The sequence below is a fragment of the Novosphingobium sp. MD-1 genome (genome assembly GCF_001014975.1).
Lineage (GTDB): Bacteria > Pseudomonadota > Alphaproteobacteria > Sphingomonadales > Sphingomonadaceae > Novosphingobium.
In genome coordinates, this window is sequence record NZ_BBXA01000019.1 from 31,084 (window position 1) to 44,227 (window position 13,144).

Below are 13,144 nucleotides of genomic sequence, written 5' to 3' on the forward strand. Positions count from 1 at the left end.
GTTTCCCGTCAGTCTTCGAGCTGGCGCAGCAGCGTGCGCACGTCACCGTCCATGTCGGCATCGCGCGTGCGCAGTTCCTCGATCAGCCGCACCGCGTGAATCACGGTGGAGTGATCGCGCCCGCCGAACTTGCGGCCGATTTCCGGATAGCTGCGCGGCGTCAGCACCTTGGCGAGATACATCGCCACCTGGCGCGGGCGGACCACCGCGCGGGCGCGGCGCTTGGACGCCATTTCCGTGCGGTCCACGCGGTAGAACTGGCAGACCGTGCGCTGGATCTCGTCGATCGTGATGCGCCGGCGGTTGGCCGAGAGAATGTCGGTGAGCTGTTCCTCGGCCAGTTGCAACGAGACCGGCTGGCCTGTGAGCTGGGCGAAGGCGATCAGCTTGTTGAGGCCGCCGACCAGTTCCCGGATATTGCGGTTGATCGTGCGCGCGAGGAATTCGATCACGTCGGACGGAACCTGCGTGCTGGTGAAGCGCGACAGGCGGTGTTCGAGGATCTTGCGGCGCAGTTCGATGTCGGCCGGCTGAATATCGGCCACCAGCCCCATCGACAGGCGCGACAGCAGCCGCTGTTCGACCCCATCGAGCGCCTGCGGCGCACGATCCGCCGCGACGACCAGCCGCTTGCCGGCGGCCAGCAGCGCGTCGATCGTGTGCAGGAATTCCTCCTGCGTGCTCGCCTTGCCGATGATGAACTGGATATCGTCGACCAGCAGCAGATCGAACCCGCGCAGGCGCGCCTTGAACTCGATCATCTCGTTCTGGCGCATGGCCTGGACGAATTCGATCATGAAGCGCTCGGCCGAGCAGTAGAAGATGCGCGCGCCGGGCCGGTTCGCGGCATAGGCGTGGCCGATCGCGTGCAGCAGGTGGGTCTTGCCCTGCCCGGTCGAGGCCTTGAGATAGAGCGGCGAGAACTGGGGCGTCTCCAGCGCGGCCATGCGCTGCGCCGCGTTGACCGCCAGAACGTTGGCCGAACCGCTCACGAATTCGGCGAAGATCAGCGAGGGATCGAGGCCCGAAACCAGCGAATCCGACATGCCGATCGAAGCCGGGGTACGCACGGTGGCCGACGCCGCCGGCACCGGTGCATCGCCGCCGATGCGCAGTTCGGGCATGGCGCGGCGGCGCGGATGCACCGTGATGCGCACCTGACGCACTTCCGACCGCGCGATCTTCCACGCCAGCGACAGGCGATCGGCGAAGCGATCCGCCACCCAGTTCGCGGAGAACTCGGTCGGCAGGAACAGGTCCAGCGTGCCGGTTTCCTTGCAGAAGCTGCCAAGCTGGATCGGCTTGATCCACTGCCCGTGCAGCTGCGATCCCAGATCCTTTTTCAGACCCTGGCTGATGTCGGCCCAGTCCGCTGCCAGATCCAGCGCTTCCTGGTCCTCGATCATCCCGTCCCGTCCCTTCCTGCCTGAAACGGCTTCCGAGCCGCCCCCACGCGCAGCCGGTGCGCGGTAGCCGCCCGCGCTGCCAAATTCATCCATCTTCACGCGGCGCTGTCCCGACCTGATCAAGGCCTGCGACGACATCCCCCCGCCGCAGACATGACGAACCCCCGACCGCCGGCGGGGATTCCGCCAGCGGACTCGAACCATGCGATTTCCGTGACACCGTCACGCTGATCCCAGTGCTTGTTACGGCTCCGTGAGATCAACGATGCCGGTTCAGCCTGTCTATTGGTGACGGGGGGCGGAGCGCAAGCGTGGCGACGCAAAAAAACTGAAATAAATCGCCTTGACTCGCCAGACGCCGCGGAAATCTCGTAAGTATTTGAAAAATATACGTTTCGCTGCAGAGGCAAAGCGAATCGCGGAAAATCCATGACTTGCTGCGACCGCAAATAGTCACGGAACCGAAAAACGAAAAAGCCGGCGATGAAACCGCCGGCCTTTTCCTCTGTCAGATATCCGTATCGACCCTGAGCATCATCCCCGATGGGGGATGGGCGGTCGAATCAGAGAGCCGCGACTCGCTTGGTCAGGCGCGACATCTTGCGCGCCACGGTGTTCTTGTGAAGCACGCCGCGCGCCACGCCACGCGCCAGTTCCGGCTGCGCCGCCTTGAGCGCTTCAGCCGCCGCCGACTTGTCGCCACCGGCGATCGCCGATTCGACCTTCTTCACGAAGGTGCGGATACGGGAAAGGCGGTTGCCGTTGATTTCGGCGCGACGTTCGTTGCGACGGATGCGCTTGCGGGCTTGCGGCGTATTGGCCATGTCTGTCCTGTTTCTGTCCTCTGGCGGGCCGTCCGGAGACGGACCGGGAAAATCCTGGTTGCTTGCACGTACAAGGCGGGCAAGCCCGCCGGAAAGCGGCGCCCATACCCACAGACGGGCGAATCGTCAACAGATTCGACCGGTTTCCGGCGCCTCGTCCTTCGAAGATGCCGATAAGCGCTTTATAGCCACCCCGCAAGCTCGCGCCGCACCAGCGCTTCAAGCAGGCGGATGCCCTCGTCCCCCGCGTTGAGGCAGGAAAGCGTGGCAAAGTCGGTTCCGCCCGCCGCCAGGAAATCATCGCGGCCCCGAATCGCCAGTTCCTCCAGCGTTTCGAGGCAATCGGCGGAAAAGCCCGGCGCGGCCACGGCGATCCGCCGCGTGCCTTGGGCCGCTTCAGCCTTCAGCACGGCGTCGGTGGCCGGCTCCAGCCAGCGGGCACGCCCGAACCGCGATTGAAAGGTCGTTTCGATCCGCAGGCCGGCATGCGTATCCGCAAAAGCCTCCTGCAGCAGCCGGGACGTCTTGCGGCAATGGCAGTGATAGGGATCGCCCAGATGCAGCGTGCGCTCGGGCATTCCGTGGTAGCTCAGCAGAAGCAGTTCGGGCACGAAGTCCAGCACCGCCATCTGGCGGGAAAGATCGCGATGGAGCGCGGCGATGGCCAGCGGATCGTCGTGATAGGGCGGCAGCGTGCGCAGGGCCGGCAGGCGGCGGCGGCTGGCGATCCACGTGCCGAGCGCGTCGAGCGCGCTGGCCGTGGTGGCGGCGCAATACTGCGGATAGAGCGGCGCGAACAGGATGCGTTCGCACCCGGCCTCCACCAACGCATCGAGTTCGCGCGCGATCGCCGGGTTCTGATAGCGCATGGCATGGCGCACGATCACCGCATCGCCGGAATGCGCCTGCTCAAGCCGGGCCTGCAACGCTGCCGCCTGCGCGGCGGTGATCGCGGCCAGCGGCGATCCGTCCCTGCCCCAGACCTGGCCATAGGCATGGGCCGACTTCGCCGGCCGCGTGTTGAGAATGATGCCGCGCAGGATCGGCTGCCAGAGCAGCGCGGGAATCTCGACCACGCGCCGGTCGGACAGGAATTCCTTGAGATAGCGCTTCACGGCGCCGCGCTCGGGCGCGTCCGGCGTGCCAAGATTGACCAGCAGCACGCCGATCCGGCCGGTGGCGACCGGCGGGTGGTCGGCGGGCCGGTGATTGGCGGAGGATACGTTCACAGTCATGCGCGTCACAGACCTTCGGATAGCAGCGGCAACCGGCGAAACCGCAACCCCGTGGCCGAAAACAGGGCGTTGGCAATGGCGGGCGCGACCGCGACCACGGCCAGTTCCCCCAGATCGAACGGTTCCTCGCTGCTTTCGGCGAATGCAACATCGACTTTCGGGCAATCAGCCAGCAAAGGCAGGCCGAGCTGCGCGAGGCGTCCCGACACCGGCAGCCCGCCGGCATAGGCCGTGCTGCCGCCGATGGCCTGCGCCAGCCCGAACACCAGGCCGCCCTCCACCTGCTGCCGGGCAATGTCCATGTTCACGATCCGGCCGATGTCGCAGAACACGGAAAGCCGGTCGACCCGGACCGCGCCTTCGTCCTGCCGGGCGGTGGCCACGACCGCGATGAAGCCGCTGCGCACCTGCCCGCTGCCCGTCGGCAGGTCCATGCGATGGCAGGCGATGCCCTGACCCGAAGCGTCCGCCCCGCCGCCCCACATCGCCATGCGCGCCACGCCGGAAAGGCAGGCGGCCAGGCGGGGCTGCCCGCCCAGCATGCCCATGCGGAACGCCAGCGGCTCCTGCCCTCCGGCATGGGCCAGTTCATCGACGAAGCTCTCGTTGCAGAACGCGGCATAGCCATGGGCATTGCCGCGATAGCGCGCGGTCGGCAGCGGCAGGCTGGCCGCGATGTGATCGACCGCCTTTTCCGGAATGCCATAGAACGGCAAAGCCCCTTCGCAGGCGAGCGGATCGGCCCTCCCCTCGCTCGCTTCCAGCGCGTCGGGCACGCCACGGTCATGCAGCAGCCGCAGGCCGGATTCGATCGTGGTCGGCGGCAGCGCCATGCGCGCGCGCCAGCCAAGGACATGCTGCTTATCGGGGCTGAGCGAACCGGCCAGCTCGGCCGAAACCGGCGTGCGCGGCAGGCCGGCCAGCGATTCCTGCCAGCGCGACCAGACGAGTTGCACCGGGCGGCCCACCTGCCGCGCGATCGATGCCGCCTCCGCCGCCACGCGGCTGTCGAGCCGCGCATCAAAGCTGCCGCCGGCGTGCATCGGATAAACGATCACGTCCGCGCGCGAGACGCCAGCCGCCAGCGCGCCGGCGCGGCGCACCCGTTCGGGCGCCTGCGTCGCCACCCACAATTCCAGCTTGCCATCGCGCAGCCGCGCCGTGGCCGTGGCCGTTTCCAGCGGCGCGTGCAGCGCCGGCTCGACATCGTAGCGAGCGGCAAGCCCCAGTTTCACCGGCCCGGCCTTTTCCAGCAGGGCATCGGGATCGCCATCCGCGGCAACGCGGACGGAACGGCCCTTTTGCAGCGCGGTATTGAGCGCCTGGTCGATCTCGGCGCTGTCCGCGATCGGGCCGGCCGCCCGGAAACGCGGCTCCATCGCCTTCACCGCCTTGTTCGCCGCGTGCCAGGTCGTCGCCACCGCCGCCAGCCAGCGCTTGGCATGGACCACGCCGACAAGGCCGCGCACGCCCGCCGCCGCGTCCTTGTCGTGGCTGGAGAGCACGCTGTTCCCCTGCGGCCCGTGCGCGATCGCGGCGAAGACCATACCCGGCAACCGAACATCCCCCGCGAACACGAAGCTGCCGTCCGCCTTGGCCGGCAGATCGAGCCGGGGATAGCGCGCCCGCGCGCCTTCGGGAAAATCGCGCGGCCTTTCCGCCGGCGCCCCGGCGCGCAGCACCGGCGGATCGGGCGGGTCGTAGGCCAGCGCCTTTTCCAGCAGCGCGGCGAAGGCCAGCCGCTTGTCGCCATGGATCAAGAAATGATCCCGCGCCTCGCACTCCTCCCAACCGACGTTCCATTCCGCCGCCGCCGCCTTGGCCAGCATCGCCCGCACGCCGGCGGCGGCCGCGCGCAGCGGCTGTTCGAAAGCGGCCAGCGCGGTGCCATCCGCGGTAATCATCATCGGCTCGCGTTCGGCCTTCAGCCGGGCGAGCATCCCATCCGGATTCTCCGCCAGCCCCGCGCCCAGCGGCATCCACAGCGGCGCCCAGTGCGCGGCCAGCACCGGATCGGCATAGACCGGGCTGACCGGCGCGGGTTCCACGCCCACACGCCGCCAGTCCGCGCCCAGTTCCCACGCGACGATCTGCGCGACGAGCGTGGTAATGCCCTGCCCCATCTCGCAGAACGGCACGGCGACGCTGACCGCGCCATCCGCCGCCATCCGGATGAAAGCGTCGAAAACATGCTCGCCATCGCCCGCGCGCAAAGGCGTGGCATAGTGGCGCGGCACCAGCGAGAACGCCAACAGCAGGCCGCCACCCGCCGCGACGGCACCGGCCGCACCGACCAGCAGCCCCCGCCGGGTCAGCCGCCCGCCCAGCGCCACGCGATCAGCCCTGCCCGTCCAGCCAGCGCAACACGCCGCGCGCGATCGTGGCGAAGGCTTCGGCCTGCGGCCCTTCGCCCGCCGCCGGCGGGTGGCCCGCATCGCTGTCGCGCCGGATCGCCAGGTCCAGCGGCACGCGGCCCAGGAACGGCAGGTTCATGGTCTTCGCCGCTGCCTCCGCGCCGCCGATGCCGAACGGGTCGCTCTCTTCCCCGCAATGGGGGCAGATATAGCCGGCCATGTTCTCGACAAGGCCGATCAGCGGCACCTGCCCCTGTTCGAACAGCCCGATCGCGCGGGTCGCATCCATCAGCGCCAGATCCTGCGGCGTGGACACGATCACCGCGCCGGCGGGCTTGTGCTTCTGCAGCATGGTCAGCTGCACGTCGCCGGTGCCGGGCGGCAGATCGACCACGATGATCTCGGCATCCCCCCAGTGCGCGTCGATCAGCTGGCCCAGCGCGTTGCCCGCCATCGGCCCACGCCAGGCGATCGCCTGCCCGGGCTGGACAAGGTGCCCCATCGAGAGCATCGGCACGCCGAACGGACTAGGCACCGGGATCATCTTGTTGCCTTCGGCCTCCGGGCGGCGGCCCTCGGTCGCCAGCAGGCGCGGCTGCGAAGGGCCGTAGATATCGGCATCGACCAGCCCCACCTTGCGCCCCAGCCGCGCCATGGCGACCGCGAGATTGGCCGAGAGCGTCGACTTGCCCACGCCGCCCTTGCCCGAACCGACAGCGATGATGCGGCGCTGGCGCTTCTCCGCCGTCATCGCCAGCCGCACGTCCTGCGCACCCGCCTTGCGCGCGGCGTCGCGCACCGCCATTTCCAGCCGGTCCCGCTCCATGCGGTCCATCCCGCCGACGTCCAGCACGATCGTGGCGATGCCATCCGCGCCGCGCAGCGATTGCAGCCGCGCGCCAGCCAGTTCCTCAAGGGCGCTTCGCAGCGCGTCTTCGTTCAGACTCACGTGTTTTCCTGTTCTTCCGGGCCTTCCAACTCGCGCGCGTCCTAGCAGATGAATTTTGGGGAGGAGACACTGTTTTTCCGCGAAACCCGTTCCTATAACGACCTCATGAGCAGTTTTGGCGAGCGGATGACGCGCATCGGCCTGGCGATGGCCGGCAAGAAAAGCCCGTGGGGCGATCCTGACAGCGCCGACGGCAGCGAGCCGGGCGGCGCCGCGCCTTCGGCTACGGGTGGCGAGGACGCCGATGCGCCGGACGGACCGGCGGGCGAAAAGCCGCAGGAGCCGAAGCAACCGAACGGCCCCCGCAATCCCTGGCTGCCGCCTTCGTCGGGCGAAGGTCGGCGCTCCGCCAGCATCGAGGACATCTTCCGCGCGCGCACCGGGCGAGGCCGTCCTGGCGGAGGCGATGGCGGCGGCGGCAAGGGGCCGACGCTGCCGCGCCTGCCGCAGCGGCCGGACGGCAAGTCGTGGCTGCCGATCGGCATCGCGCTGGTCGTGGCGGTGTGGCTGGGCGCATCCATGGTCCATCGCATCTCGCCGCAGGAAAAGGGCGTGGTCACCACGTTCGGCAAGTATTCGCGGATGCTGGACCCCGGCATGGCGCTGACGCTGCCCTGGCCGATCCAGTCGGTCGCGACGCAGGACGTCACCTCGATCCGCCGGGAATCGATTCCGGAAGGCGATGGCGAGAAGCTGATGCTCACGGGCGATCAGAACCTTGTCGACCTGTCGTACCTCGTGCGCTGGAACATCAAGAACCTGAAGCTCTATTCGTTCCAGCTGGCCGATCCGGACCAGACGGTGCGCGAGGTGGCCGAAGCGGCGATGCGCCAGTCGATCGCCGAAGTCACGCTGAACGACGCCATGGGCGCAGGCCGCGCCTCGATCGAACAAAGCGCGCGCGACCGGATGCAGAAGGTGCTCGACGCCTACCGTTCGGGCATCCTGATCCAGGGCGTGGACATCAAGAAGGTGGACCCGCCCGCCAAGGTGGTGGACGCTTTCAAGGAAGTGCTGGCCGCACAGCAGGACGCGCAGAGCGACGTCAACCGCGCGCAGGCCTGGGCGCAGCAAACCACCGCGCGCGCGCAGGGCGATGCAACCGCGTTCGACAAGGTCTATGAACAATACAAGCTGGCCCCGGAAGTGACGCGGCGCCGGATGTACTATGAAACGATGGAACGCGTGCTGAGCCAGACCGACAAGGTGATCGTCGAAACGCCGGGCGTCACGCCCTATCTGCCGTTGCCGCAACTCATGCAGCAACCCAAGCCCGCACCGACGGAGGGCCGCTGACATGGGCGGCTTCTTCGAGAACCTGTGGCGCGAACAGAAGGTGCTGCTCGGCGTGCTGGCCGCGGCGCTGTTGCTTGCGATCAGTTCGCTGATCGTCGTCGATGAAAAGGAACAGGTGCTGATCGTCCGGCTGGGCGATCCCGTGCGCGTGATCAACCGTTTCCGGCCCAACACCGACTACGGCCAGACCGGCGCGGGCCTGAGCTGGCGGATTCCGTTCTTCGAGCAGGCGGTGCGCATCGACAAGCGCGTGCTGGACGTCGACCTGGAACGCCAGCAGGTGACCTCGGCCGACCAGCGCCGGCTGGAGGTGGACGCCTATGCCCGGTACCGCGTGATCGATCCGGTCAAGATGTACCAGACCGCCGGCACGGTGGACCGCGTTTCCGAACAGCTCCAGCCAATCCTCAATTCGGCGCTGCGCCAGGAACTGGGCAACCGCACCTTCGCCTCGCTGCTGACCGCCGAACGCGGGCAGGCCATGGCCAACATCCGCGCCGGGCTGGACAGCGAAGCGCGCGAATACGGCGCGCAAGTGATCGACGTGCGGATCAAGCGGGCGGATCTGCCCGACGGCACCCCGCTGGAAAGCGCCTTCACCCGGATGAGCACCGCGCGCCAGCAGGAGGCGGCGACGATCCGCGCGCAGGGCTCGAAGAACGCGCAGATCATCCGCGCCGAAGCGTCCGCTTCCGCCGCGAAGACCTATGCCGACAGCTTCGGCAAGGACCCGGCGTTCTACGACTTCTACCGCGCGATGCAGAGCTATGACGCGACCTTCGCGCAGAAGGGCAGCAGCACCTCGATCGTGCTGTCGCCGGACAACGAATATCTGAAGCAGTTCAGGGGAAAGTAGGAACCGCGTCATTCAAATCCCGTTCATGCAACAAAGCGTGAAAAACGGGGCGGGATCTCACGCGGCGGCACTCCGCCCCAATCGAACAGACAAGAAGGAAATGGCCACGTGCGATATGCTTATGGTGTGACTACGGCCCTGCTCCTCGCCGGCAGCGCTCTGACGCTGGTCACCGGATTTCCCGCCGGGGCGCAGGTCGCGCAGAACGACAGCGCGCAGATGCAGGCGGTCGTCCCCCGCGCCGGCGCGCCGGCCAGCTTCGCCGACCTGACCCAGCAGCTTCAGCCAGCAGTGGTCAACATCTCCACCCGCCAGCGGGTGAAGGTGCAGAACAACAACCCGTTCGCCGGCACGCCCTTCGGCGATCTGTTCGGCGGCGGCCAGGGCGGCGGCGGCACCACGACGCGCGAGGCGCAGTCGCTGGGATCGGGCTTCGTCATTTCCGCCGACGGCTATGTGGTGACCAACAACCACGTCATCACCGCCGACGGCCAGGGTGAGGTCGAATCGATCACCGTGACGATGACCGACGGCACCGATTATCCCGCCAAGCTGATCGGCCGCGATGCCGCTTCCGACCTCGCGGTGCTGAAGATCAGCAGTTCCAAGCCCTTCCCGTTCGTGAAGTTCGGGGATTCGCGCAAGGCGCGCGTGGGCGACTGGGTGATCGCGATCGGCAACCCGTTCGGCCTGGGCGGCACCGTCACGCAGGGCATCATCTCGGCGGTCTATCGCAACACCGGTTCGGGTTCGGCCTATGACCGCTATCTGCAGACCGACGCATCGATCAACCGGGGCAACTCGGGCGGCCCGATGTTCGACATGCAGGGCAACGTGATCGGCATCAACAACGCGATCTTTTCGCCCACCGGCGGCAGCGTGGGGATCGGGTTCGCCATTCCCGCCGAAACCGCCGCGCCGATCGTGGACAAGCTGATCAAGGGCCAGGCGATCGAACGCGGCTATCTGGGCGTGCGCATCCAGCCGCTGTCGGACGATCTGGCCGCTTCGCTGGGTCTGGCCAAGAAGCGCGGCGAATTCATCCAGTCGGTGGAGCCGGGCCATGGCGCGGCCAAGGCCGGCATCCAGGCGGGCGACGTGGTCGTCTCCGTGGCGGGCAAGGAAGTGACGCCGGAACAGACGCTGTCGTTCATCGTCGCCAACACCGCGCCCGGCACGCGCATCCCGATCGAACTGGTCCGCAACGGCCAGCGCCTGACCGTGAACGCGGTGGTGGACAAGCGCCCGACCGAAGAGGAACTGGCCAAGCAGAGCTTCGATCCCGACGCGCAGGATCAGGACGACAGCTTCGGCGGCAAGAGCCAGAGCCAGAAGCAGAACGGCACCGTGATCCAGCAGTCGCTGGGCTTGGCCGCCATTCCGCTGACCACCCAGATCGCCCGCCAGCTTGGCGCCAGCGACGATACGCGCGGCGTTGTGGTCACGGCGGTCGACGATTCGTCGGACGCCGGCTCCAAGGGGCTGCAGCGCGGCGACATCATCCTGTCGGCCAATTACCGCGCGCTGACCAGCATCGCCGATCTCGAAGCCGTGGTGCGCGCCGCCAAGGCGGAAAACCGCGAAGCCGTGCTGCTGCGCGTCCAGCGCCGCGGCCAGCCGGCGATCTACGTGCCGGTGCGCCTGCGCTGACCGCACGGGCGCGATAGCGGAACACGAAGAAGGAGGGCCTCAACGCCCTCCTTTTTTGTTGGCGGTTGGAAGGTGGGTGGCTGCCCACCCCCGGCCCCTCCCGCCAGCGGGAGGGGAGAAGAAGGGGCGGCCCCTCCCGCCAGCGGGAGGGGAGCGAGACTTGCGTCGCCGCAGGCGGCGCTAGTCAGTCGCAGCGGGGTGGGCTTTCCGCGCACCGCGTTCACACCCGAGAGGACCGGCCCTCCGGGGCAATTGCGAGCAAACGATCAGGGGTTGCCCTGCCCTCCGCCAACGGTGGCGCGGGTGCCGCCGGTCGGTCGGGCGCGCGGTGCGGCCTGGCCGTTGGCGTCGTTCCGGCCCCGCCCGATCGCGCGGTCGAGGAAATCGTCGTTCGCGGCCGCCGGGCCGCTGCCATCGGCGCCGTTGCCATCGCGGTAGGTCGGCTGGCGTTCGCGCTGCGCCCCCGAGGGCGTGTTGCTGCCGATACCCGGCGCGCCGCCTGCTGGACCGTTCCCCGGCCCACCCGGTGCGCCGCCTGCCGGGGCCTGCCCGCCCTGGTCGACCAGATTGCCGTTCTCATCCACGTAGAAGTAGTTGTCGGAATTGTTGAGCAGCGCCTCGTCGTCGGGCTCGAGCTGCCATTGCGGCAGCTTGAGTTCGGTATCGAACTTCTCCGCCGGGCGCTTGGCGGTGGCGACTTTCATGTAGGCCGCGAACGCGCGCGCCGGCGCGGTGCCGCCCTGCAATCCCGGCACCGCGTGGGCATCGTCGCGCCCCATCCATACGCCGGTGGTGATGCCGCTGGAAAAGCCGAGGAACCAGCCATCCTTGTTCGAGCTGGTCGTTCCGGTCTTGCCTGCCACCGGCCGGCCGATCTGCGCGGCGCGGCCCGTGCCGATGCTGACTGCCGTCTGCAGCAGATCGGTGATACCGGCCGCGACATACGTGGGCACAAGCTGCTGCGACGCATCAGGGCGGTGGCTATAGACCACCTCGCCGTCCGTGGTGGTGATCTTGCGAATGCCATAGGGCGTGACCGACGCGCCCTTGTTCTGCACCGCGGCGAAGGCGCGCACCATGTCGATCACGCGCACGTCGGAGGTGCCCAGCACCATCGAGGGCAACGTGTTGATCGGCGTGGTGATGCCGAAGCGGCGGGCCATGTTGGCCACCGCGCCGAAGCCTACCTCGTTGCCGAGCTGCGCGGCCACGGTGTTCTTGGAATAGGCGAAGGCGGTGCGCACGTCGATTTCGCCGGCGTAAGTGCCGCCCGAATTGCGCGGCGACCACCCGTCGATCGTGACCGGCGCATCGACCACGCGCGAATCCGGCGTGTAGCCAGCCTCGAGCGCGGCGAGATAGACGAACAGCTTCCATGCCGAGCCGGGCTGGCGCACGGCGTTGGTGGCGCGGTTGTAGTTGGACGTCACGTAATCCGTGCCGCCCACCATCGCCAGCACCGCGCCATCGCGATCCACGCTGACCATCGCGCCTTGCGCGCCCTTGGGCGCATAGCCCTGGATCGCGCTGGTCGCGGCGTGCTGCATGACGGGATCAAGCGTGGTCCAGACCTCGATCGGCTGGTCGTTGTCCGGCAGGATCAGGTCCAGTTGCGGCAGCACCCAGTCGGTGAAGTAACGCGCGGAGTTCTGGCCTTCCTCGCCCGCCAGCTTCACGTCCTTGAAATCGACCGCGGCGGCATCGGCGGGGGTGATCGTGCCGTTGCGCTGCATCACGTCGAGCACCACCTTGGCGCGCCCGACGGCGGCATCGGCATCGGCGGTCGGCGAATAGTGCGAAGGCGCCTTCACCAGCCCGGCGATGATCGATGCCTCGGCCAGCGAAAGGCGCTCGCCCGAATGGCCGAAGAACTTGCGCGCGGCGGAATCGACGCCATAGGCGCCGCCACCGAAATAGACCTTGTTGAGATAGAGTTCGAGGATCTGATCCTTGCTGAACTTCTGCTCCAGCGCCAGCGCCAGCACCGCCTCGCGCAGCTTGCGATCGAATGTGCGGCTGTTGTTAAGGAAGATGTTGCGGGCAAGCTGCTGCGTGATCGTGGAACCGCCCTGCCGCCAGCGCCCGCTTTCGACGCGGACCATCAGCGAACGGGCGATGCCCAGCGGGTCCACGCCCCAGTGTTCGCGATAGCGCCGGTCTTCCACCGAAACCATCGCATCGCGCATCACGCGCGGAATGCGGTCATAGGGAATCCACCGGCCATAGCTTGGCCCCAGGGTGACGATTTCCGAACCGTCGTTGGCGCGCACGACGATCATCTGGCCGGCCTGGCTGGACTTCAGCTTCTCGTAGCTCGGCAGCGAACGCGCGGTGACGAACACCGCCACCGCCACGCCGATCGCCGCGAGGAGCGCAAGGCCGCCGCCCCAGACGAAAATGCGCCGTATCCAACGGCGGAAGGCCGATGGCTTCTTCGGCGCGCGGGAAGAGCCGCCCGAATCCGGGCTGCGTGGAATATCCCGTCTGGCCATCAGTCTTCTACCGGACCTTTCCGTTTACTGCGAACCATGCTGGCGGGAGCAACACGGCATCCGGCATGGATGGCCCCCAACG

General features: G+C 67.9%; 9 protein-coding genes. 3 read left to right on the forward strand and 6 right to left on the reverse strand.

The window, feature by feature from the left end:
• Positions 1-8: 8 nt before the first annotated feature.
• The 5 genes from dnaA to NMD1_RS04645 all read right to left on the reverse strand — a co-directional run bounded on the left by dnaA (position 9) and on the right by NMD1_RS04645 (position 6,570).
• Entirely contained in the window at positions 9-1,406 is a 1,398-nt protein-coding gene (gene dnaA, locus NMD1_RS04625) for a chromosomal replication initiator protein DnaA (RefSeq protein WP_124810064.1), read from the reverse strand.
• Between the two features lie 563 nt (positions 1,407-1,969).
• Positions 1,970-2,230 (reverse strand): 30S ribosomal protein S20, encoded by a 261-nt coding sequence (gene rpsT / locus NMD1_RS04630; protein ID WP_124810021.1) that lies wholly within the window; start codon positions 2,228-2,230, stop codon positions 1,970-1,972.
• 182 nt (positions 2,231-2,412) lie between these two features.
• A complete protein-coding gene (gene hemH, locus NMD1_RS04635) occupies positions 2,413-3,465 on the reverse strand; it encodes a ferrochelatase (protein WP_125953898.1) in 1,053 nt (350 codons plus the stop codon).
• Between the two features lie 5 nt (positions 3,466-3,470).
• Positions 3,471-5,798 (reverse strand): molybdopterin cofactor-binding domain-containing protein, encoded by a 2,328-nt coding sequence (locus NMD1_RS04640; protein WP_233497358.1) that lies wholly within the window; start codon positions 5,796-5,798, stop codon positions 3,471-3,473.
• A gap of 4 nt (positions 5,799-5,802) precedes the next feature.
• The gene (locus NMD1_RS04645) at positions 5,803-6,570 is read right to left on the reverse strand and encodes an Mrp/NBP35 family ATP-binding protein (protein WP_233497363.1); all 768 of its coding nucleotides are present in this window, start codon (positions 6,568-6,570) and stop codon (positions 5,803-5,805) included.
• A 303-nt stretch (positions 6,571-6,873) separates the two neighbouring features.
• Here NMD1_RS04645 and hflK point away from each other — a divergent pair, with 303 nt between their 5' ends.
• From hflK to NMD1_RS04660, 3 genes are all read left to right on the forward strand, one after another.
• Positions 6,874-8,064, forward strand: coding sequence for a protease modulator HflK (hflK, locus tag NMD1_RS04650; protein ID WP_233497359.1), 1,191 nt, complete (start codon positions 6,874-6,876; stop codon positions 8,062-8,064).
• A 1-nt stretch (position 8,065) separates the two neighbouring features.
• Positions 8,066-8,920, forward strand: coding sequence for a protease modulator HflC (gene hflC, locus NMD1_RS04655; protein WP_125953900.1), 855 nt, complete (start codon positions 8,066-8,068; stop codon positions 8,918-8,920).
• Between the two features lie 108 nt (positions 8,921-9,028).
• A complete protein-coding gene (locus NMD1_RS04660; protein WP_190287280.1) occupies positions 9,029-10,570 on the forward strand; it encodes a Do family serine endopeptidase in 1,542 nt (513 codons plus the stop codon).
• A gap of 266 nt (positions 10,571-10,836) precedes the next feature.
• Here NMD1_RS04660 and NMD1_RS04665 read toward each other — a convergent pair whose 3' ends face one another.
• Positions 10,837-13,062 carry a transglycosylase domain-containing protein gene (locus tag NMD1_RS04665; RefSeq protein ID WP_125953901.1) on the reverse strand — a complete coding sequence of 742 codons (2,226 nt, stop codon included), beginning with the start codon at positions 13,060-13,062 and terminating at the stop codon, positions 10,837-10,839.
• Positions 13,063-13,144: the final 82 nt, after the last annotated feature.